The following is a 20626-nucleotide window of genomic DNA, read 5'->3' on the forward strand; positions in this document are numbered from 1 at the left end:
GAGGAGCGTCCATCATGAGTCAAGCCTACGATTCCACCACCCCGCTCTACGGAGTGCACTCTGAAGTCGGCACTCTGCGCAAGGTCATGGTCTGCGCGCCGGGGCTAGCGCACAGCCGGCTCACGCCCACCAACAACGATGATCTGCTGTTCGACGATCTACCCTGGGTCGCAAACGCCAAGCGCGACCATTACGACTTCATGCTCAAGATGCAAGAGCGTGGCGTCGAGGTGGTCGAGATGCACGAGCTGCTCGCCGAGACGGTTGCGATCCCCGAGGCCAAGACTTGGATCCTTGATCGGAAGATCACCCCGAACACGGTCGGATTGGGGCTGATTGAGGATACGCGCGCGTTCCTCGAGAGCCTGCCGCCGAAGCCGCTCGCCGAATTCTTGATCGGCGGTGTGTCGGTGGTGGACGTGCCAGAGCGTTTCGCGACCTCCGACTACCTAGAGCTTGTTCGCGAGGCCCACGGGGTGACCGAGTATCTGCTGCCGCCACTGCCGAACACCCTCTACACCCGCGACACTACCTGTTGGATCTACGGCGGTGTGACGCTGAACCCGATGTTCTGGCCGGTGCGCCGAGAAGAGACGCTGCTGACCTCGGCCATCTACAAGTTCCATCCGAGCTTCGCCGACGCCGGCATCCAGGTCTGGTGGGGCGATCCGGACCAGAACTTCGGACGCTCGACCGTCGAAGGCGGCGATGTGATGCCGGTCGGCAATGGCGTGGTGCTGATCGGCATGAGCGAGCGCACCTCGCGTCAGGGCATCGCGCAGGTCGCGCAGGCGCTATTCGCGAACGGCGCCGCCGAGCGCGTCATCGTCGCCGCCATGCCGAAGCTGCGCTCGGCGATGCATCTGGATACCGTCTTCACCTTTGCCGATCGCGATCTGGTGACTCTGTACCGACCGATCATGGATCAGGTGCACGCGATCTCACTGCGTCCGAGCGACAAGAGCGATGGGATCGAGGCAACCCTCGAGAAACGCGCGTTCTGCGACGTCGTCGCCGAAGCGCTCAACTTCAAGGAGCTGCGGGTGATCGAGACCGGCGGCAACCACTACGCGGCTGAGCGGGCGCAGTGGGACAGCGGCAACAACCTGGTTGCCCTGTCGCCGGGCGTCGTCGTCACCTACGACCGCAACACCTGGACCAACACCGAGCTGCGCAAGGCTGGAGTTGAGGTCATCACCATCGTCGGCGCCGAGCTCGGGCGTGGGCGCGGTGGCGGTCACTGCATGACCTGTCCGTTGATCCGCGACGCGGTCGACTTCTGACTGGACATCTGTCCAGCCTGTCATCCTCGCGCATCAGGCCGCGCGCCTGATGCTCACTCGCTTGGTCTTGGAGGTGTCATGACTCCAGAGCACAAGGGCGCTGACCTGCAGCCAGCGGCTTCGGGTTGGAGCCGGCGTCAAGGTCGGGGTTCGAATGATGGTGGCGGTCTGCTGTTGATCCAACGGCTTGCCGTCGGCGGCATCAGGGTCCTGCTGATCGGTTCGGCAACGATCAGTCTGGCGGATGACAACGCAGCGGTCGCGGCTGTCGCAACGACCACCCCGGCCGCACCGCTCGCACCGGCGAGTATCGAATCGACATGGGCAGCGAGACCTGCGTCCAACCCATCCCTGGCCGAAGAGGCCGATCCCATCGACAACCATTTCACGCGTGGCCAGGCCCTGCTAGATCAAGGTGAGTATGCCAAGGCCGTACTCGAGTTCGAGCAGGTTCTGCGTTATGACAACCTGCCGCCAGACCAGCGCGAACAGGCCGAGATCTACGCTCGGGCAGCGCAAGACTACCAGCAAGGCAGACGACTGAGCGTCTTTGGCTATACCGAAACCGGCGCCGGCTTCTACCGCGAGAACCACACCCGCACCACCAATGCCCTTGGCGGTGATCCCGCCCGTGACGGGTTCTGGAACGCACGGATCGGCGGCGGATTAGGCTACATCGCGACCGACGCTGTCTCCGTCGACGCCAGTCTGGACTATCAGTACCGCTACTACGACGACACCGATCGCCGGGACGACTCGGATCTGCGCTGGAATGCGAGGCTCACGCAATCGCTGGACGCCGGCAGCCAGTCGATCGGCGTGCGCGGCCGGGCCAGCTATCGGGGTGGCGATGGCTATCGGCAGGACTACGGGCTGTTTGTCAATCGGGCCTTCATCCTTGATCCGGATAACGAGATCCTGCTTGAGGGCGAGATTCGCGCCCGCGAATACCCCCGTGGCGGCGAGCGCAATCGCAGCCGGGATATCGCCCAGGCCTGGCTGGGTTGGACACGCGCGCTGATGGACGGCAGGGCATCGGCGACCCTGACCCTGACTGGGGGTCGCGAATGGGCCACCCATGGACGCGCAGGCGGAGATCAGACCATCTATGGCGCCCAGATCGACTGGGGCATCGACATCAACGAGCGCCTGAGCGCCTTTCTGTTCGGCCTCTGGGAGCACAACGGTACGCATGAGGACATCCCTTACGAGAACACCTTCGGCGACCCCGGGCGACTGAGGCCGGACCTCGACATCTACGAACTCGGCGGCGGCTTGACCTATGCGTTCGCGCCAGACTGGTCAATCCGGCCAGAGGTCCTATACATCCGTGATGAGGGCGATGCGGAGTTCAGTGACTACAGCTCAACCGAGATCTGGATCAATGTGCGCAAATCCTTCTAGCACCGCGGGCACAAGCACCGAAGGCAAGTCTTTGAGGCCGCGGTTCCAGTTCCCAGGCGCCGTCACGACCTTGGCGATTGTCATGGTCCTGGTCTGGGTGGCCGCCCTCTTCATCCCCTCCGGGCGCTATAGCCAGGACGCCGACGGCTCCCCGATCCCCGGCACCTTCGAGCAGATCGCCTCGCCCCTGAGCTTCGGCGAGCGGGTCGAGCAGCTGATCCTCGCCCCGGTCAATGGGATCTACGGTCTGCTGAGCCCAGCGGCGGGGGTGGTCGATACCGAGATCATCGGGCGGCTGTTCGGTCAGATCGGCATCATCGTCTTCATCATGTCCATCGGCGCCTTCATCTCCATCAGCTTCGCCACCCAGAGCCTGGAGGTTGCAGTTGCGGCGCTCGCCAATCGCCTGAGAAACCAGGGCTGGCTGCTGATCACCACAGTCATGGTGCTGTTCTCCCTGCTCGCCACCACCATGGGCTTCTCGGTCGAGACGCTCGGCTTCTATGCCCTCTTCATCCCGCTGATGACCGCGCTTGGCTACGATCGCCTGGTCACTGCGGCGATGATCATCGTCGGCTCCGTGGTCGGCATCATGGCAGCCACGGTCAATCCGTTCTCAATCGGGGTCGCCGCCGGCGAGGCCGGGGTTGGCATCGGCGAGGGCATCCTGCTACGGGCCGGCCTCTGGGTCCTGCTGACCGCGATGGCAGTGGCCTGGGTGCTGCGCTATGCAGCGCGGACGCGGGCCGACCCGAGCCGCTCCCTGGTCGGATTCGACGCAACAACCCCAGAGGGGATAGCGTCCACCGACGCCGACGACAGCGCCGGCCAACCCGACCAGCCCTCGGCCAACAACGCCGCCGATCGGACCCTCACGGGCACCCAGAAGTGGGTGCTGGCGATCACCGTCCTGGCGTTCGGACTGATGATTTTTTCCGTCATTCCCTGGGCCAGCATCTTCGGCAGCACCACCGGCCCGGCAAACTATGCCGTGACCCATGAGGTCGCCGGGGTCGAGCCCTTCTGGTTCGAGCTCGATTGGTGGTTTCCGCAACTGGCGATGCTATTCCTGATCGCCTCGGTACTGGTGGGTCTGGTCGCGCGAATGGGCGAGCAAGAGATCGTGCGGCTGATCAAGGCCGGCGCGGCGGACATGATGGGGCCGGCCATGGTCATTCTCCTCGCCGGGGGTGTCTCGGTGATCATGACCAACACCCAAACCCTGGGCACCATCCTGCACGCGATGGAACAGCTGATCACCGGCGCGTCCGCCGGCACCTTTGCCGTCGCCACCCTGGTGGTGAACGTCCCGCTGGCCTTTCTGATCCCGTCGAGCTCTGGGCATGCCGCGCTGGCGATGCCCCTGCTGACGCCACTCGCCGACTTCGCCGGAGTTGGTCGGCCGCTCACCATCACCGCCTGGATACTGGGCCACGGGCTAGCGCTCTTGGTGTCGCCAACCAATGTCGTGGTCATCGGCGGCCTGGCCATCGCGCAGGTGGGCTACGACAAGTACCTACGCTTCATCTGGCCGCTGCTGCTGGCGCTGTTCGTGGTGTCGGCAACCGTCCTCTTCATCGCCGCCAGTATCGCTTGAGCCCCCTCACACCGACCAAGGTCGGCGTGAAGATGAGGGCTGCAGATGAGGGCCAAAGCCTAGCCGAGATCGAAGCGATCCGCGTTCATGACCTTGGTCCAGGCGGCGACGAAGTCGCGCACGAACTTCTCCTGATTGTCATCCTGCGCGTAGACCTCGGCATAGGCACGCAGGATTGAGTTGGAGCCAAACACCAGGTCGACCCGAGTGGCTGTCCACTTGACCGCGTCGGTCTCGCGGTCGCGAATCTCGTACAGATTCGCGCCCACCGGCTCCCAGCGATACGCCATGTCGGTCAGATGGACGAAGAAGTCATTGCTCAGCACGCCTTCGCGCTCGGTGAAAACGCCGTGCTGGGTACCGCCATGGTTGGTGCCCAAGACGCGCAGGCCGCCGACCAGCACCGTCATCTCGGGGGCGGTGAGCCGCATCAGCTGGGTACGGTCGAGCAGCAGCTCTTCGGCGGTGACGACGTAGTCCTTCTTCAGCCAGTTGCGGTAGCCATCGTGGATCGGCTCTAGCGGCTCGAACGACTCGGCATCGGTCATCGCTTCGGTGGCATCGCCGCGGCCCGGCGCAAAGGGCACGCTGATCTCGACGCCCGTGGCCTTGGCGGCCTGTTCGATACCGACATTGCCAGCGAGCACGATCACATCGGCGACGCTAGCACCACTGTCAGCGGCGATGCCTTCGAGCACGCCGAGCACCTTGGCCAGCCGCTCAGGCTCGTTGCCCTCCCAGTCCTTTTGCGGGGCCAGGCGGATGCGCGCCCCATTGGCGCCGCCGCGCATATCTGAGCCACGGAAGGTGCGGGCGCTATCCCAGGCGGTGGCGACCATCTCGCCGATGCCGAGACCACTGGCGGCGATCTTGGCCTTGACGGCGGCGATGTCATAGTCGGTGCGACCGGCTGGCACTGGGTCCTGCCAGATCAGATCCTCCTGCGGCACATCGGGGCCGATGTAGCGCGCCTTCGGCCCCATGTCGCGATGGGTGAGCTTGAACCAGGCACGGGCGAAGACCTCAGAGAGGTAGTCCGGGTCTTTGTAGAACCGCTCCGAGATCTCGCGATAGACCGGGTCCATCTTCATCGCCATGTCGGCGTCGGTCATGATCGGGTTGTAGCGGATCGAGGCGTCTTCGACATCGACCGGCTTGTCTTCTTCGGCGATCTCGACCGGCTCCCACTGCCAGGCGCCGGCGGGGCTCTTTTTCAGCTCCCACTCATGGTCGAGCAGCATCTTGAAGTAGCCGTTATCCCAGCGCGTCGGCTGGCTGGTCCAGGCACCTTCGATACCACTGCTCATGGTGTCGCGACCGATGCCGCGCTGGGTCTTGTTGATCCAGCCGAGGCCCTGCTCTTCCAGCTCGGCGCCTTCTGGATCGGGTCCGAGCAGCGCCGCGTCGCCGTTGCCGTGGCACTTGCCGACGGTGTGCCCACCAGCGGTCAGCGCAACGGTCTCCTCGTCGTTCATCGCCATGCGCGCGAAGGTCTCGCGCACGTCGACGGCGGTCTTGAGCGGATCGGGGTTGCCGTCGACGCCCTCGGGGTTGACGTAGATGAGCCCCATCATGACCGCGGCGAGCGGGTTCTCCAGATCACGCTCGCCCGAGTAACGACTACCCTCGCTGTCGCTGGTCGCCAGCCACTCCTTCTCCGAGCCCCAGTAGGTGTCCTTCTCCGGATGCCAGATGTCCTCGCGGCCAAAGCCGAAGCCGAAGGTCTTCAGGCCCATGGATTCATAGGCAACGGTGCCAGCGAGGATGATCAGATCGGCCCAGCTGATCTGGTTGCCGTATTTCTTTTTAATTGGCCAGAGCAGCCGGCGTGCCTTGTCGAGGTTGACGTTGTCCGGCCAGCTGTTCAGCGGTGCGAAGCGTTGGTTGCCGGTGCCCGCGCCGCCGCGGCCGTCGGCGATGCGGTAGGAGCCGGCGGCGTGCCAGGCCATGCGGATCATCAGACCGCCATAGTGGCCCCAGTCCGCCGGCCACCAGGCTTGGCTGTCGGTCATCAGCGCGTGGAGATCGCGCTTGAGCGCATCGACATCGAGCTGCTTCAGCGCCTCGCGATAATCGAAGGCCTCGCCCATGGGGTCGGTCTTGCGGTCGTGCTGATGCAGGATGTCAAGGTTCAGCGCCTTCGGCCACCAGTCCATGACGGTGGACCCAGCAGCGGTGTTCGCACCGTGCATGACTGGACATTGGCCGGCTGTACTCATCGGGGTGTTTGCCATCGTGACCTCTGCGTAGGGTATCAATCTGTTCGGTTTGGCGGTTGGATGCCTGTCGGGTGTCTGTCAGGCCGGATTTCAGGCTACGCGCCAGCAGCAGCGACGGCTAATCGGTTTGCCACATGTTGCTGATCGACATCGCCGATTGCACAGGCTCGGGTGAAGTGACAAGACTCGGTTGCCAGCTTCCAGCGGTGTTAGCATCGTCACCCTCAATGCGAGCATTGATGATATCGATGCCAGGTGATGAACTGCCGCGAGATTCAATCGTCGACGCGATGAAAAGCCTCAGGAATAACGCATGACCACGGAGGCAGACACCCGAGCCCACTCCATCGACCCCGCACTGGCGAGCGCCGGCTGGGAACGCGATCAAGTTAGCCGGGAATACTACTTCACCGATGGCCGCAAGCTCGCGGGCAACCAGCGTGGCAGCCGCTGCTTCGTCGATTACCTTCTGCATAGCCAAAATCGCCACCTTGCGATCATCGAAGCGAAGAAGGCATCGGCGCACCCGACGCAAGGGCTGCAGCAGGCCATTGCCTACGCCACTAAACTTTGCGTCCGCTTCGTCTACTCCACCAATGGCGAGCAGATCTACGAGTTCGACCTCGAGACCGGAAAGGGCGATTACAAGGACAGTTACCCGACACCAGCGCAACTGCTTGCCCGTTATGCTGGCGCAACAACCGAACTCGCCAGCGCACTCAGGAACACCCCGTTTTACCTGGAAACAGGGATGCGCCCGCGCTACTACCAAGAGCTGGCCGTTCACGCCGCCACCGATGCATTGGCAAGGGCGATCGGCGCGTGCTTCTGACACTGGCAACCGGCACAGGAAAGACCTTCATCGCCTTCCAGATCGTCCACAAGCTGTTTCAGGCGCGCTGGAATCGCCAACAACCCGGATCACGCCGTCCGCGCATCCTCTTCCTGGCAGATCGCAACATCCTCGCGGATCAGGCGATCAACACCTTCAACCCCTACGAGAAAGACCTGATCAAGATCGACGGCGACGAGGTCCGACGCCGCAACGGCGTAGTGCCGACCAACGCCCACCTCTTCTTCGCCATCTACCAGGCCATTGCCGAGAGAGAAAACATCGGCGGCTACTATCGGGAATACCCGAGCGACTTCTTCGACCTGATCATCATCGACGAATGTCATCGCGGCGCGGCCAACAACGAAGGCTCCTGGCGCGCCATCCTGGAGCACTTTGCGCCAGCCGTGCACCTTGGCCTCACCGCCACACCGAAGCGCACCGACAACATCGATACCTACAGCTACTTCGGCCAGCCCGCCTACGAATACTCGCTGAAGGACGGCATCAACGACGGCTTTCTCACGCCCTATCGCGTCAAGCGCATCCGCACTAACCTCGACGAGCTGGTTCTGACTGCCGACGACGAGATCCTTAAGGGCGAGTCCAACCAGGACGTCTACGACACCAACGATTTCGACAACAAGATCATCGCCGACCAGCGCACCGAACTGGTCGTCCGCGCCATCCTCACCAACATCAACCCGCTGGAGAAGACTATCGTCTTCTGCACCAATCAGAACCATGCCCTGACCATGCGGGACATGATCAACAAGCACAAAGCAGTGGCCGATCCGCTCTACTGCGTGCGCGTCACCAGCGACGAGGGAAAACCGGGGCGCAACCTGCTGGAGCGCTTCCAGAATAACGATCGCGACATTCCGACCATCCTCACCTCGTCCCAGATGCTCACCACAGGCGTCGATGCCAGAAACGTGCGCAACATCGTACTGGATCGCGCCATTGGCTCGATGGTCGAGTTCAAGCAGATCGTCGGCCGGGGCACCCGCATCTTCGAAGGCAAGGATTACTTCACCATCGTCGATTTTCGCGGCGCCACCAACCGCTTCTACGACGAGGACTGGGACGGTGACCCGCTCGAGGTAGACACACCGGCGGTTGTAGACATCAACGAGCCGCCTCCGCCAGCCTACGAAAACGATCCGGCGAACAATCCAGCTGAAGCCGGTGGAGAAGACGACGATGGGGAAGATGCGCCACGGGAGAAGCTCACCGTTCGGCTCAGCTCGGCCCGCGAGCTCAAGGTCATCGACGTGGAGATCCGCTACATCGACGAGAACGGCCGCCCGCTCTCCGCTCAACAATTCGTCGAGCGTCTCATGGCGAAGTTGCCGGGTCTGTTTACGTCAGCGGAAGACCTGCGCAAGACCTGGTCCGACCCAGATCAGCGCGAGGTCCTGCTGCAGCAGCTCGGTCAGGCCGGCTTTGATGCCGAGCAGCTGGCCACCCTGCGCCGCCTGTTCGCGGCCGAGCAGAGCGACCTGTTCGACTTGTTGGCTTTTCTGGCCTTCGAGCAGCCCATGGAGACGCGACGGGCCAGGGCGCAAACAACGCGCGATAACAGCGATTTCTTCAACCAGTTTGATCAACAACCGGCGCGCGACTTCCTGCACTTTGTCCTGAACCGCTATGAAGAGACCGGCGTCTCCGAGCTCGCCCGCGACCGCATGCCCGGCCTGATCAAGATGTCCGGCCTCGGCACGACGCGAGATGCGTCCCGCGCCTTCGGCGGCAGCCCGACCAATGTGCTCGCCGCCTTCCGGCAACTGCAACACCAGCTCTACCATGGCACCTAGATCATGGATCTGACCCTCGCACCTAATCCTCTGCACAACGAACAGCAGACCCTAAGCTTCGACAAGATCTCCATCAACCCGCTGGTGAACGGATCTGATGGCCTTTGTCCTGAAAAACTCCAAGCCTACATCGACCTGATCCCACCCCAGGAGATCAGCGAAGACATCAACAACATGTACAACTTCATCGTCCGAAAGCTCAACTAGCCCATGTCGCTCCAACAAAAAATCGACCGCATCACCGACATCCTGCGCCGCGATGACGGCATCTCCGGGGCCATGCACTACACCGAGCAGACCTCCTGGATTCTGTTCCTCAAGTTCCTCGACGACTACGAGACCGAGAAGGCGGATGAAGCGATCCTCTCCGGCATCGACTACAGCCCGGTGCTGGACGAGCAGCACCGGTGGACCAGTTGGGCTTGCCCCAAGACCACCGACGGCAGGCCGGACATCCAACGGGCACGCACTGGCGATGATCTGCGCGAGTACGTCAACCGGGAGCTATTCCCCTATCTCAAGTCGTTCCGCAACGCAGCCGGATCGACCATCGGCGCTGACCCCAACGCCTTCCGCTACAAGATTGGCGCCATCTTCGAATACCTGGACAACAAGATCGCCTCCGGCCACACCCTGCGGGAGGTGTTGGATATCATCGATGGGCTCAACTTCCAGTCAGAGAGCGAGCTGTTCGAGCTGTCCCAGGTCTACGAGGGGCTGCTTCAGAACATGGGCGATGCCGGCGGCTATGCCGGCGAGTTCTACACCCCGCGACCGCTGATCCGTGCCATCGTCCAGGTCATTGACCCACAACCGGGCCAGACCGTCTATGACGCCGCCGCTGGTTCCTGCGGCTTTCTTATCCAGGCCTTCGAGCACCTCAAAGCCAAGCGAGCCAAGCTCAGCACCAGCCAGTGGGACCAGATCCAGCAGCGGACCTTCTACGGCTACGAGAAGACCACGCTGGCCTATGTCATGGGCATGATGAACATGATCCTGCACGGCATCGAATCGCCCAACCTCTACCGCAAGAACACGTTGACCCAGAACATTCGCGACATCCAGGAGAAGGACCGCTACGACATCATCCTGGCCAACCCGCCATTCGGTGGCAAGGAGAAGGCCCAGATCCAGCAGAACTTCCCCATTCAGAGCAACGCCACCGAGCTGCTCTTTCTGCAGCATTTCATGAAGTCGCTCAAAAGCGGCGGCAAGGCCGCTATCGTCGTGCCCGAGGGTGTGCTGTTCCAGACCAACAGCGCCTTCACCCAGGTCAAGCAAGAGCTGCTGGAGCACTTCAACCTGCACAGCATCCTCAGCCTGCCCGCTGGCGTCTTCCTGCCCTATTCCGGGGTCAAGACCAACGTCATCTTCTTTGAGCGCAGCGGCGGCACCACCGAGACCTGGTTCTACGAGTGCGAGCCCGAGCAGAAGCTCACAAAGAACAAGCCCCTCGCCGATGCGCACCTGGCCGAGTTCGTCGCGCTCTATGGCCAGCGCACCACTACCGATCGCTCCTGGACGGTGCCGGTGGTGAAGCTCAAGGAGGACTACGACCTCTCCGCCAAGAACCCGGCCAAGCAGAACAACGTGGAGCACCTGCCGCCGCGCAAGATCCTGGAGCTGATTCAAGAGAAGGAGACGGCTGTGACGAATCTGCTACGCGAGATCGATGAATTGCTGGGGGAGCGATAGGCCATGGATCAGGAGTTGTATGAGTTGCCGGATGGGTGGGAGTGGAAGGGCTTTTTAGATGTTTTTTCTACTTCTGGGTTTAAAGTTGGAAAAATCCCAAAAAAGGATTTCCAAACGGAAGGATCGCTTCCGATTATCGATCAATCTCAAAGCTATATAGCTGGATATTGCGAATCGGACGAGGATTTTAGTGGAAAATTACCCGTAATCGTTTATGGGGATCATACTAATAGCGTTAAACATATTGATTTTAAGTTTATTTGCGGGGCAGATGGAACAAAGGTTCTCGCTCCGAAGGAAGGGGTTTTTTCTTGCTACTTATTTTACGCGATCTCGCAGTTTCGGCCAGACAGCCAAGGTTACCGTCGACACTTTCCTATTCTAAAGCAGAAGCATATTCCCCTCCCTCCCTTTGACGAACAAAAACGCATCGTCGCCAAGCTCGACGCGCTCTTCACCCGCATAGACACCGCGATCGCCCATCTGCAGGAAACACTAAAACTCTCCAAAGCTCTGTTGAGAGTGCGTTGCACGGCGCTTTCAATCCGAATGGTTATGAAAATGATTTGCCGCCGGGATGGAATTGGAAAAAATTCAAGGACGTTTGTCAGTTGAAGAGAGGCTACGATCTGCCCAAAAAGTCACGAGTAGAAGGGTCGTTTCCACTATTCAGTGCAAATGGAGTCACCGACTATATCGATCAATATATGGTTTCGGGGCCAGGAGTAGTTACGGGGCGAAGTGGAACAATTGGGAAAGTTCACTTTATTGAGACCGATTATTGGCCACTAAACACAGCGCTCTATGTTGAAGATTTTCACGGAAATGACGAGAGGTTCATCCACTACTTTCTAACAGTTTTCGATTTGACGCGGTTTGCTTCCGGTGCTGCTGTGCCGACTTTGAACAGGAACTCGCTAAGTGCAGAAGAGGTCTGTGTTCCAGACACCGTAGATGATCAACGACGTATTGTTACCCACCTTGATGCCTTAACCGAACACACCAACACCCTCGAATCCGAAACCCAAGAACGCCTCGACCAGCTCACCGCCCTCAAATCTTCCCTGCTCGACGCCGCCTTCCGAGGCCAACTCTGACGGCCCAAACCGGAGCCACTCAATGAGCCAGGATCTGACCAACTCCTCCACCCAGCGCCAGAACATCCTCAACAACCCCTACGCCCTGCAGGAGATCGAGAAGGTCGCCCAGATCCGGGGTATCGCCTTCGAGGGCCGCAGTGTCTTGCTCAAGGAGCAAGCAACAAATGCCGGTTGAGATCGTCGAGATCCTGCGCCGGTCCGAGCAAGGCATGACCCGGCCCTTTATCTGCCGGTGTAACGACGGCAAGCTGTATTTCGTCAAAGGGAAGGACGCAGGGCGACGCAGCCAGATCTGCGAGTGGGTCGCGGGCCGGCTGGCTGTGCTCATGGGTTTGCCGGTGGCACCGTTTCAGCACGTCTTGGTGCCGGAGGATCTGGCCGAGTTCAATGCGGGGACGTCACTGGATGGACTCGGGGCGGGGTTGGCCTTCGGTTCGTTGGAGCGCCAAGTTACCGAGTTGACGATCTCCGGCATCGATCAGGTGCCCGACTCGTTGCAGCAGGATGTACTGATCTTCGACTGGTGGGTCAGGAACGCGGATCGATGCCTCGGGGAGTACGGCGGCAACCCGAATCTATTTTGGGAGCCGGGGACCCAAGAGCTGGTCGTCATCGACCACAATCAAGCCTTCGATCTGCACGCCAATCGAGCCGACTTCTCCGAACATCATGTGTTCGCCGCGCAAGCCAGTCAGCTCTCAAGTGACTTTTGCCGTCGCGATGAATACCATCAGCGGCTGTCGAGCACCTTGGATGCCTGGCCGACAATCCTCAGCGAAGTCCCCGATGTCTGGTGGTTCGTCGACGACGAACAAACGGTTCCGGTTGACTTCGACGCGCGGGCGATTGAAGCCTTGCTCAGAGGCTTTGAAAACGATGAATTCTGGAATTGGACATGAGCAAGACACCCTGCCAATACGCCATCGTGCGCTTCATGCCCTATGTAGAGACGGGCGAATTCGCTAACGTCGGGATACTGATGATGGCACCTGCGGCTGGCTATTTTGGGTTCGAGCTGCTGACCCGTCGCCATGGACGCATCACGACGTTCTTCGAAGAACTCGACGCTAAGGTATTTCAACGCGCCATGGTCGAGTTCAAAGAGGAGCTGGAACGCGTTCACACCCTGCTGAAGTCACAGGGGTTTGATCGACACCTCAAGACCAACAATATCGAGTTCGCAAAACGAATGTTCGCAGAGGTTCTACGCCCGCGCGAGACGATCGTCCGTTTTAGCGAGCAGCGTGTGGTGTTGGCGGATGATCCAGCACAAACCCTGAAAGAGCTGTTTGCGTTCTACGTCGAACGCAATTTCGTCACGAAAGCGTATCGCGAAACAGTCTTGGAAAGTGGTCTTCGGCAGCTATTTTCGCGAAATCAGCTTGGCGAGCGTTTTCACCGAGCCAAGGTCGGTGATGACGAGTTCAATGTTACCTTTCCGTTTGTTGAGTTGCGGGACGATCGCCCAACCAAGGTCATCAAACCGCTGAATTTAGCACAGAGCGAAACAACGAAGATCCTGGAGCATGCCAACAAATGGGAGTTTCGTGTTCGCAGGCTGCGTCAGCGATTGGCACTCCCTGAGAACATCCTCTTCGCTTTCGAGGGTCCAGAAGAGCCTGGCCAACGGGCTAGGGCGTGTCACGAAGCAACGAGCATGCTTCGGGACACTGGCGCCGTCGTGCTGCCATATCGAGACCGGACAGAAATCCTTGAGTTCGCTGGCAGCTGAGGCTCGGATGCAGCCAAGACTCGTCGATCAAACGAGTCTTCATGGGCGACTTTTCAGGCGCGAATGGGGGATGGGGATCATCCGTGTGCCCGCTTTAAGCTGAAAACCCTTAACGCGATTTCCATCAATGCTGCAGATTCCGCCTACTAACGATCAAGCACGTCATTCAACGCAACCCCGATCGAGATCGTATTCTGCCTAAAGTTGTAATCGATCAGCGTATCGCCATAGCCGCTGAAACCGACCACATAGCCGCGCAGTGGCCCAATAAGCTTTGGCGTCATCCAGCTTGCCCTGACCGCGCCCTTCTCTTCGGCGGGATTGCCACGCCCCATTAGCGTGAAGCTGTGGCCGCGCCATTTGTAGACGGCGGTGATGTCGCCATAGCCATAGTAATCGGTGATGTCCGGGTTATCCTTGTCCGAGCTGGAATCGTCGATCCTGATCCAAGGCCGGATCAAGAGCGCGAAGTTATCCTTTTCCAGCCCGATCTCGGCCACCAAGCGATCCCAGCTGCGCGAGATCGGATCGGAGCGACCATTGGATTCGTGCGTGTAGCCCAGGCTCAGCAGACGCCAATCGAAACCGCCGAAAGACCATTGCGGTTGCCAGGCCACCTTCAGCTCGGGAACATAGTTGGTGTCACGAAACGGACTCGAGATATCGCCGTTGTAGACCTGCCAGAAGCTCTGCTGGGTATAGGCGAACCAGACACCGAAGCGCCGATCATCGGTCGCCCAAACGCGGGTCTTAAAGCTAATCTGAAACGCGACTTCAACCTTATCGAGATCCCCGTCCGCGGTGTCGAAGGCGTTGAACAGCGGATCAAAAGGCTTGTCGTTGGTGCGGCTCTGATAGCGCACCGGATTGAGGTAGTTTGGGCGATAGAGCTTGATCAGATAGCGATCGCTATCGGGCTCAAAGCTCCAGGCTCGATCGAACATCGACGCTGATGACTCGGATGCTGTCAATGCTGCCTCGTTGAAATCCGCTTGTTTCGCCCCTGCGGTGGTCACCTGCATTGGCTTGCGAGCGGCTGTATCCGATGCAGCAGGTTTCGCTGTCTTGTTCGGCGTCTTGGCTTTCGCGAGCGGCTCAAGCTCCGGTGCACGGCCACTGATCTGGTCATAACAGGCAAGACGGCGTTGATCATCGCGAATCTGAACACAGGATTGCATCCCTGCGGCGGCACTGGCGATGGTTGGTAAGGCCAGGCATGAAGTTGCTAGCACCATTGCAGGCAACCCAAGCGGGCGCAAAGGTTTGATCGGTTGAAGCACGATTACTCGCCTCCTGCACATGAAAGATCGTTCATCAATTAGGCTCCTCCAGTCTCCTGAAATGAAATTTAGCCTTGTTTATTCCCAGTAAATGCTCGCAACCCAGGAGTTGAGGCTTCACTCGATAGCCTGATGAGACGCGAATAGGTGAGTTGAAAAATCGATCGTTTGCTGTCACCACTCACCACTCACCACGACTAGATCCTGACGCAAGATCCGGATCAGCTCTTGTATCGCGAGCGGATGCGCAAACCCGCCATGCCCGGTCGGCACGACCACCTCAGACTCGGCACTCGGCAGATGGGCGCTCCAATAGGGAACGACCCCATCGGAGCTGCGACTCAGCTCACCACGCCTGCCACGGTTGCCGATGACCGAATGTGTCGGCACACTGCTCTCCGTCCGATCGAGCAAGATCAGGAATGGAGAGTCGGGCGAGAGCCCTTGAATGCTGGTTGGAATACGATCAGCCTCGAGGCCAGCCAAACGATCAGTGACCGACTCTAACTCATGACGAACCCAGCTTGGCAATCGGATGAGGCGCGAGACCCAGAGTGCCAGATTGAAGGTCGCCAGACGGCTGCCACGATGCGGCGTGAACATGAAGACGGCACGACTGATGTCATCGCGCGGCTCGAAGATCAGCGCCTGCCGCACCGGACTGCTGGCCGGCAGCTGCGAGACACCGGGCGCGATCTGCTCGGCCTTGACGGCATCCAGCCCTGCGATCTGAGCCCGCGCCAGAACACCGCCCATGCTATAGCCGACCAAGACGATCGGCTTGGTCGATCCATGAACCGCCACCGCCTGATCAAGCTCCTGGCGTAGCTGCATGGCCGAGAGTGGCACCGGCTGTGCCGTTGGATAGTAGAAGAACCAGAACTGGTAGTGCTTGCGTACCGTCGGGTCCGCCATCAGCTCGCGCACCAGTCGGTTCCACATCTGCGGCGTGGTCATCAGGCCGTGCACCAAGACCAGCGGGCGTTTATCGGGATCGAAGGGCTGCAAGAAGGTGATCCGCGACTGACCGGAGAAGCGATCCGCGCGCAGCAGGTAACGCAGACCATCGATCGGGCGCGGACCCAGGGAGCGGGTTGCGTCCAACGGCGCCTCAAGGTCCATGGCCACAGGCAATGACTGGCGCTGAAACGTGGAGACCGGCACGAGACACCGATCCGGTGGTTCAGTGCCCACCACCGAACGCCAGTTGCTCTCGCCTTTGGGGCGCTGGTTGGCATCCGGCCCAGAGCTCGAATCGGCGCCAAGCTCGATCGATGTGACGCGCAACGGATCGGCCAGAGCGACCCCTAGCTGACCATCCCCATCGCGATTGTCAGTGGATGGCAAGGCCAGCGCAGTGACTGGAACATGATAGCCACGCCGCGGTGCGTTGGCTCCACCTGGAACAATGTGCCCGACTGCGGGAGCACCCAGCCCCGATCGCCGCAAGCCGGAATCAGGCTTCTTTTCCCGATGCACTGGGGTGATCTCGGCAAACTCATTTGGATCGCGCCAGCGCGGCGGATCAGCAGGTGCTAGCTCGAACGGCGGCGACCCATCGCCGGCAATCGCCGCAGGCAGTATAGCCTTCAGGGTACGCCGATAGCTGTTCTCCGCACGGCGACGCTCAGACTCAGGCGTCTGCGCCGAGGCGAGTTGTGCGAGCGACTGTTGCAGCTGCTCGCTCGCCGCCTCGGGCTTGGGCGGCGCCAGCGACTGGCAGCCACCCAGCATCCACAGCATAAACGGCATCAGCAGGCTGAACTGCCATGCTCGCTGCTCAGTCAACGCAGACGGCCTCGCTACTCAAGGCGCCGCCGCTTGGCACCTCAGTCGATGTTACCTCGACGATGCTGATCGAACAGATAGCCGCCAAGCACACCGGCACCGGCACCAATCGCGGCACCGCGACCGGCATTGCCACTGAGTGAGCCAATCGCTGCGCCACCAGCGGCACCCATCAGCGCACCACTGCCAGCGCGGCTCGTGGTGGTCTCGCCACAGCCTGCCAGGACAAGCGCCAAGATGAGCAGTACGGAGATCGAAAAACCTTTGCGAATCATCTGAAAACCTTCAATCGGGATAATCGGGATAGCGCACGCCATCAAGGCATGCGGATTGTGCGAGAGCGTCACTCATCACTGAGGTTCGAGATCAGCGGCAAGGATAGGCCTTCGCGAGCGCGCGCACGAGTCCAACCACCGGCTGCTCGCCCATCAGGGTTGCGTCGCCCTTGTTGGCTTCGGCCCAAGTCAAAAAGGCCGTGCGGCCATCGTCAATGGTGACCCCGTTCGGATAGCAGATCAGGCGCTTCATGTCGCGCTTATTGGCAACCCCGTCGTGATACTGCACGGTGGCTTTGATAAAACCGGTGCAAGCTAGCTGTGCGGGTGAAGCTGGATTCGCGGCGCAGACCTGATACAGGTCTTCAGTGGTATCGAATCGAAGATCCTCCGCCTCGACGGCGGCAGCTGAGCCAGCAAAGGCGGCGAGGACAGTAGCAACAACTACATTGATTCCGGCCTTTGGGCCGGCAGGGAAGATTGGCGACACGACGAAACTCCTTCGGCTAGCGATGTATGCAAGGTGATCTGCACCGCAACACTTGCGCAGCAGACCGGGGTAACTGGAGACCCGCTCGGACACTGGTCGAGGCTCAGGTCCAGCGCTGCTGTGCGACCAGTCTAAGCATGAACGAATCTCGTCGATGCTACCTGACACCAAATCCCAATTGTTAGCATCTTCGATGCTCAATCTGAGCCTGGAGAGACTTCATCTGGGCGTGTGTGTCTTTGGGTTCGGATATTGCTGTCGGGAGCGGGGATCTCCGTCACCAAGCGCCAAGTCGCCTAATCATTCATTCATCAAATAACGATCGCAACACCCCAAACACATGCTCATAGGTATAGGCGTTTTCACCACAATGAATGAGCCTGTCGTCTTCTGTCCGAAAGGTTAAATAGGGCCTGCCTTCGACATCATCATGTTCTACCGCTGAGGTATCATCAATGATGCTGGCAATACTGAATGCAATGTTTGCTGTCAGCGTTGGCACATCCTCTTCTTTCAAACCCGCTTCTTGCAGCTTGATCTTGATCTTTTTAACCATTTCAGCGATGAATATCGCCTGATGTTCATCGAACTTCTCGGGGTCTAGTATCAATTCCATTGCTCTTACCTTTGCCATGAAACAATCGTTTCGTTTGTCGCGTTGAATTTACGCTATGAACCCAGCCCTTTTAAGGTGCATAAAAACAACATTCAGGATCAGCTAGTTACGATTGCAAGTGAATCTGGCGGTCACTGAACCATAGGGAACGTCGCAAGCATCTGGACTAAAAATCAGGGGCTTGCAGTCAGGCGAATTTGGTCACCTTAAAAGGGCTGGCTATGAACCCTCAGCAAAGGTCTCAGCGATGACGTCGAGCTGCCGGTAGGCCTTGCGCATCCAGACCTTGACGCGCTGGCGATCCATCAGCCCCAGCCCCGCCTCTGCGTTGTTGGCCGCAGCCCAGAAACTCAGGTTTCCGTGATCAACCTTGCGCATGGCGGCGGCGTGCAGTTCAGGCAGTTCGATGACAGGGGCAGACAGCGCTGTAACCCTGGCGCGTGTCTGGGAAGCCTCAAAGTTGCAAAAATGCTTGCCTCGTCCGAGGTTCTTGACCACCACATACTGGGCGCCATTCGAGAACTGATCGAGCAACTGCTCTAAGAGCTCGATACCGTCCGCGCCATCGTCCAACAGGTGCCAGAGAACCAGGCTAACGCCCTCCTCGTTCGCTAGCCCAAGCAGGTCAGTCTCGTCCATCCATTGGAACAGGGGCCGGGAGGTCTGGGCCGCCAAGTCCACCAGCACAGTCTGGTTTTGCTCTAGCGCAGCCTCCATGAGTTGGTCGGCGCTGGCGAAGTCGTCGAGCGTGATGGGCGTACTATAACCCTCATAAAAGCGCATCATGGCACCATGGGAGCGGTCGGTGTCGAAAACACGCAACGGCCGGTTCTGATCGATGTGATACTGGGCCAACAGCCGGCAAAGCACTGATTTACCGACGCCTCCCTTCTCTCCGCCAATGAAATGGATCTGACTCACGCCGCACACCCCGCGCACAATGATGAAGAACTCAACAAGAGGCGTGATCCTAGCCAGCGCCCGGCCGCTGTCAAGTCATGGATAGCTTGTTGATAATCTGCAACCCAGTGCCAGCTCTCTGCCTGAGTCCTGACGCTGCAAACCAGGCAGTCGATCACCGCAGTACCCTGCCCGGACTCGGCACCGAGATGTTGGACCAGTCCGGGGTGAGCCATCGGCGCTTGCAAGCGCTCTTATACGGCGAGTTTGATACCATTGGAACCGAACATCGGAGACGCCCAACGACGCCCTGAGGCGCGGGCGGGGGTGCCCCGATAAACCCTCCCCGAGGTGGCTGCGTCAGCCATCCGCAACACTGAGCCTCTAACCACCAACATGCAGAAGCCCCGTATTTCTATAAGCGACGGCGTTGCTGAGCAAACAACGCCGACTGCCAACACATACGCGCCACTCATCGAGTGGAACGAGAGCTACAGCGTCAATGTTGCAGAGATCGACCGGCAGCATCGTCATCTCATCGGGCTCTACAACAAGCTGCATGAAGCCATGACACGGGGCCGCGGCAATGACATCTTAGAGCTCATCTTCGACCAACTCGTTGAATATACAGAAACGCACTTCAAGGAGGAAGAAAGCTATTTTCATGCGATCAACTACGCCGACAAGCAAGCCCACATCATAGAGCACCATGCCTTCGTCAACCGGCTAGCCGAACTGCAAGACAAATTTCACGCAGGCAAGGCCTTCTTGACTGTTGAGACACTGACGTTCATCCGCAACTGGCTCAATGGGCACATCATCGGGACCGATAAGCAATATTCGCAGACCTTTAACGAGCACGGGATTTTTTGACCTCTCTGAAGCCGCCCTAGTGGTCCAGAGTGAAAGTCCTGAGACAGTTGTTCATTCATGCTGCGAGTGGTTTGCCCTCATAAGTCCAGCGGAACGGCTTGGCCAGCTTATCATTGAAGAAGTGGAAGCGCTCACGGGCGGGTCGCCCCATCTCACCACCAGAGCCAGCCGTGACTGCCCGCGACGGCGCAGAGGACGCCGAGAGGATCTAGGAATTGGAGAGTTCGGGCTCAAGTCGGCGCGGAAGCAGCGTAGTGACTCGACGAGATGCTTGGCAATCTGCTCAGGCAGCACCCTTGGGACCGCGGAGTTGCACCAGACTCGGCCTGCCGGCGTGGGTTAGTGCGAGCATGGTCGAGAAGTCGAGATCGCGGCTGAATACCGCATAGCCCTCAGCCTCAGTCACGGCCCAGGCCATGATCTCGCGACCAGAGGCCGAAGGATCACCGATCCATGACCAATCTACCCACTACAATTATTTCGGGCGTACGCCGAGCTGCAGGTGTTCAAACATTGACATAAGTTTCTCTCCGTTAACCATTTCGATGGGTGGAACGCCGTCGCGTCTAGCTTCCTTCTGGGCATCGGGCTGGCGAGTTTGTTAGCCGTGGTGGCGTTTTCGATGACAGTTTGGGCAGAGCGCAACTACATTCTCTGTAGTGTCGGCCCCATGCTCAGCCGAGCTGGTTGAGCGAAAGGGAAACCGGCTTCGGCTGTAGCACCAT

At 59.7% G+C, this 20626-nt stretch carries 20 protein-coding genes and 1 pseudogene; 12 read left to right on the forward strand and 9 right to left on the reverse strand.

Features of this window, described 5'->3' with window-relative positions:
* The first annotated feature begins 14 nt into the window (after nucleotides 1–14).
* The 3 genes from VBE63_RS12005 (at nucleotide 15) to VBE63_RS12015 (ending at nucleotide 4284) form a co-directional block, all read left to right on the forward strand.
* The gene (locus tag VBE63_RS12005; RefSeq protein ID WP_323683263.1) at nucleotides 15–1283 is read left to right on the forward strand and encodes an arginine deiminase; all 1269 of its coding nucleotides are present in this window, start codon (nucleotides 15–17) and stop codon (nucleotides 1281–1283) included.
* 78 nt (nucleotides 1284–1361) lie between these two features.
* A complete protein-coding gene (locus VBE63_RS12010) occupies nucleotides 1362–2687 on the forward strand; it encodes a tetratricopeptide repeat protein (RefSeq protein WP_323683264.1) in 1326 nt (441 codons plus the stop codon).
* On the forward strand, nucleotides 2668–4284 hold the full coding sequence (locus tag VBE63_RS12015; RefSeq protein WP_323683265.1) for a YfcC family protein: 1617 nt from the start codon (nucleotides 2668–2670) through the stop codon (nucleotides 4282–4284). Before VBE63_RS12010 ends, VBE63_RS12015 begins: the two co-directional genes overlap by 20 nt.
* A 59-nt stretch (nucleotides 4285–4343) precedes the next feature.
* On the opposite strand, the gene katG is transcribed toward VBE63_RS12015, so the two are convergent.
* Complete coding sequence (gene katG / locus VBE63_RS12020; RefSeq protein ID WP_323683266.1) at nucleotides 4344–6518, reverse strand: catalase/peroxidase HPI; 2175 nt, start codon at nucleotides 6516–6518, stop codon at nucleotides 4344–4346.
* 298 nt (nucleotides 6519–6816) lie between these two features.
* Here katG and hsdR point away from each other — a divergent pair.
* From hsdR to VBE63_RS12065, 8 genes and pseudogenes are all read left to right on the forward strand, one after another.
* A pseudogene (gene hsdR, locus VBE63_RS12030) lies at nucleotides 6817–9152 on the forward strand (EcoAI/FtnUII family type I restriction enzme subunit R).
* A 3-nt stretch (nucleotides 9153–9155) separates the two neighbouring features.
* A complete protein-coding gene (locus VBE63_RS12035; protein WP_323683269.1) occupies nucleotides 9156–9359 on the forward strand; it encodes a hypothetical protein in 204 nt (67 codons plus the stop codon).
* 3 nt (nucleotides 9360–9362) lie between these two features.
* Nucleotides 9363–10847, forward strand: coding sequence for a class I SAM-dependent DNA methyltransferase (locus VBE63_RS12040; protein ID WP_323683270.1), 1485 nt, complete (start codon nucleotides 9363–9365; stop codon nucleotides 10845–10847).
* A gap of 3 nt (nucleotides 10848–10850) precedes the next feature.
* Nucleotides 10851–11462 carry a restriction endonuclease subunit S gene (locus tag VBE63_RS12045; RefSeq protein WP_323683271.1) on the forward strand — a complete coding sequence of 204 codons (612 nt, stop codon included), beginning with the start codon at nucleotides 10851–10853 and terminating at the stop codon, nucleotides 11460–11462.
* On the forward strand, nucleotides 11459–11944 hold the full coding sequence (locus VBE63_RS12050) for a restriction endonuclease subunit S (RefSeq protein WP_323683272.1): 486 nt from the start codon (nucleotides 11459–11461) through the stop codon (nucleotides 11942–11944). The genes VBE63_RS12045 and VBE63_RS12050 overlap by 4 nt, the downstream gene beginning before the upstream one ends.
* Nucleotides 11945–11966: 22 nt before the next feature.
* Nucleotides 11967–12122 carry a hypothetical protein gene (locus tag VBE63_RS12055; protein WP_323683273.1) on the forward strand — a complete coding sequence of 52 codons (156 nt, stop codon included), beginning with the start codon at nucleotides 11967–11969 and terminating at the stop codon, nucleotides 12120–12122.
* Nucleotides 12112–12846 carry a HipA family kinase gene (locus VBE63_RS12060; protein ID WP_323683274.1) on the forward strand — a complete coding sequence of 245 codons (735 nt, stop codon included), beginning with the start codon at nucleotides 12112–12114 and terminating at the stop codon, nucleotides 12844–12846. The genes VBE63_RS12055 and VBE63_RS12060 overlap by 11 nt, the downstream gene beginning before the upstream one ends.
* Nucleotides 12843–13679: a DUF3037 domain-containing protein gene (locus VBE63_RS12065; RefSeq protein ID WP_323683275.1), complete on the forward strand. Its 837-nt coding sequence runs from the start codon at nucleotides 12843–12845 to the stop codon at nucleotides 13677–13679. Before VBE63_RS12060 ends, VBE63_RS12065 begins: the two co-directional genes overlap by 4 nt.
* A gap of 146 nt (nucleotides 13680–13825) precedes the next feature.
* Here the strand turns inward: VBE63_RS12065 and VBE63_RS12070 are convergent, their stop codons facing one another.
* The 6 genes from VBE63_RS12070 to VBE63_RS12095 form a co-directional block, all read right to left on the reverse strand.
* Complete coding sequence (locus tag VBE63_RS12070; protein ID WP_323683276.1) at nucleotides 13826–14914, reverse strand: phospholipase A; 1089 nt, start codon at nucleotides 14912–14914, stop codon at nucleotides 13826–13828.
* A 219-nt stretch (nucleotides 14915–15133) separates the two neighbouring features.
* Nucleotides 15134–16747, reverse strand: a complete 1614-nt coding sequence (locus VBE63_RS12075) for an esterase/lipase family protein (RefSeq protein WP_323683277.1) — start codon at nucleotides 16745–16747, stop codon at nucleotides 15134–15136.
* Nucleotides 16748–16788: 41 nt separating this feature from the next.
* Nucleotides 16789–17022: a glycine zipper family protein gene (locus VBE63_RS12080; RefSeq protein ID WP_323683278.1), complete on the reverse strand. Its 234-nt coding sequence runs from the start codon at nucleotides 17020–17022 to the stop codon at nucleotides 16789–16791.
* A 91-nt stretch (nucleotides 17023–17113) separates the two neighbouring features.
* Nucleotides 17114–17512, reverse strand: a complete 399-nt coding sequence (locus VBE63_RS12085; RefSeq protein ID WP_323683279.1) for a Rap1a/Tai family immunity protein — start codon at nucleotides 17510–17512, stop codon at nucleotides 17114–17116.
* A gap of 304 nt (nucleotides 17513–17816) precedes the next feature.
* On the reverse strand, nucleotides 17817–18146 hold the full coding sequence (locus VBE63_RS12090) for a hypothetical protein (protein WP_323683280.1): 330 nt from the start codon (nucleotides 18144–18146) through the stop codon (nucleotides 17817–17819).
* A gap of 201 nt (nucleotides 18147–18347) precedes the next feature.
* The gene (locus VBE63_RS12095; protein ID WP_323683281.1) at nucleotides 18348–19049 is read right to left on the reverse strand and encodes a mobilization protein; all 702 of its coding nucleotides are present in this window, start codon (nucleotides 19047–19049) and stop codon (nucleotides 18348–18350) included.
* Nucleotides 19050–19424: 375 nt separating this feature from the next.
* Between VBE63_RS12095 and VBE63_RS12100 the strand changes: the two genes are divergently transcribed.
* Nucleotides 19425–19901 carry a bacteriohemerythrin gene (locus VBE63_RS12100; RefSeq protein ID WP_323683282.1) on the forward strand — a complete coding sequence of 159 codons (477 nt, stop codon included), beginning with the start codon at nucleotides 19425–19427 and terminating at the stop codon, nucleotides 19899–19901.
* Nucleotides 19902–20184: 283 nt separating this feature from the next.
* Here the strand turns inward: VBE63_RS12100 and VBE63_RS12105 are convergent, their stop codons facing one another.
* The gene (locus VBE63_RS12105) at nucleotides 20185–20319 is read right to left on the reverse strand and encodes a hypothetical protein (RefSeq protein ID WP_323683283.1); all 135 of its coding nucleotides are present in this window, start codon (nucleotides 20317–20319) and stop codon (nucleotides 20185–20187) included.
* Nucleotides 20320–20502: 183 nt separating this feature from the next.
* Nucleotides 20503–20626: HNH endonuclease (locus tag VBE63_RS31395; protein WP_416274545.1), on the reverse strand; the 124-nt coding region annotated here is incomplete at its 5' end.

The organism is Lamprobacter sp. (assembly GCF_034860625.1).
Lineage (GTDB): Bacteria > Pseudomonadota > Gammaproteobacteria > Chromatiales > Chromatiaceae > Lamprobacter.